This window comes from Peribacillus sp. P4_C12, from assembly GCF_056402095.1.
This window is the reverse complement of record NZ_JBFUIB010000792.1, coordinates 1-1360: the sequence shown is the minus strand read 5'-3', so window position 1 is coordinate 1360 and position 1360 is coordinate 1. Positions and strand designations below refer to the sequence as shown.

General features: G+C 39.8%; 2 protein-coding genes. Both read left to right on the top strand.

Annotation, left to right across the window (positions count from 1 at the left end; genetic code table 11):
• A partial coding sequence (locus AC1DUW_RS29040) for an acyl-CoA dehydrogenase family protein (RefSeq protein ID WP_477644214.1) occupies positions 1-904 on the top strand: 904 nt, incomplete at its 5' end.
• A gap of 18 nt (positions 905-922) precedes the next feature.
• Entirely contained in the window at positions 923-1324 is a 402-nt protein-coding gene (locus tag AC1DUW_RS29035; RefSeq protein WP_053345861.1) for a hotdog family protein, read from the top strand.
• Positions 1325-1360 lie beyond the last annotated feature (36 nt).

The following is a 1360-nucleotide window of genomic DNA, read 5'->3' as shown; positions in this document are numbered from 1 at the left end:
AACCTATGCTGTGATGTTGAATGCGTTAATAGGTGAAATTATCAATAATCACGCTAGAGAGGAATTGAAAAAAGAATGGCTTCCCAAAATTGCGAGCGGGGAAAAAATTGTCGGCATCGCTATTACAGAGCCATCGGCAGGGACGGATGCAGGCGGGATTAAAACAACAGCAGTACATAAAGGGAATGTATATGTTCTTAATGGAGAAAAGTCAGGAATTAGCGTAGCTACATGTGGAGATGCCTTTGTTATATTTGCAAAAACAGAACCTGAATTAGGAAATCGGGGAATTAGCGCTTTTATAGTTCCTGCCAATCTTCCAGGAGTTGAATGCAAAGGTTACAAAGACATGGGGAATATTCCAATTAGCAGAGGTTCTATCTATTTAAACGATGTAGAAGTTCCAGAAGAGTATATGATCGGTCTTCAGAATAAAGGTTTTTCCCAGGTGATGAATGGGTTTGATCTAAGCCGGCTCTTAATTGGATTGCAATGTGTTGGGGCTGCCTCACAAAGTATTGATGAGACCATCGAACATGTGAAAGTTAGACATTCTTTTAACAAGCCGTTGGCAACGTATCAAGGAGTTTCATTCCCAATAGTGACTCACCATACTCAGTTAGAGCTTGTGAAGTGGCAAGCCTATCGAGGACTTTGGCTTCGTGATCAAGGGTTGAACCATAGTAAAGAATCAGCTTCAGTAAAATGGTTAGGTCCAAAATATAGTGTAGATGCCATTCATGAATGTTTACTGTTTAACGGCCACTATGCTTATACGAAGGAAATGCCGCTAGAGCAACGTTTACGTGACGTCATTGGTTTAGAAATTGGTGATGGAACTGCCCAAGCCAATATGATGGTCATTGCAAAAGACATTATTGGAAAAGAATTCCGATCATATTAAACTAGAGGATTGTAGTGTATGGAAAAGGTAGATTGCTATTTTATCGGTCAAATTGCAAGAGTGCAAAGAACCTTTACAGAGGATGATGTGAAGCGCTGGAGTCTGTTAACGCAGGATTTCAATGATGTCTATGACCCGGAATTTTTCAGTAAGGATTTTGGTCGCTCACTGGTCCCAGGAATTTTAAGCGAAGGTCTCCTAACAGAGGCAATCAGTAAAGAGTTGCCTGGTGGACCATGTGTCATCATACAAAAGGAATTATTGTTCATACATCCAGTTCAAATCGACAACACGATTACAGCAGAGATAGAGATTATTGATGTGAATATACAGCGAAATTGGATCACGATAAAAGTTCGATGTAGGAATGAACTTCGTATTGACGTGATTCAAGGGAAAATTATTCTGAAACTATTATGACACTGGAGGGATTAATACGATGGAATTAACTGATGA

What these genes read in the sequence shown, in the direction of transcription:
- AC1DUW_RS29035 (WP_053345861.1), top strand. Translation starts at nt 923, where the DNA reads ATGGAAAAGGTAGATTGCTATTTTATCGGTCAAATTGCAAGAGTGCAA.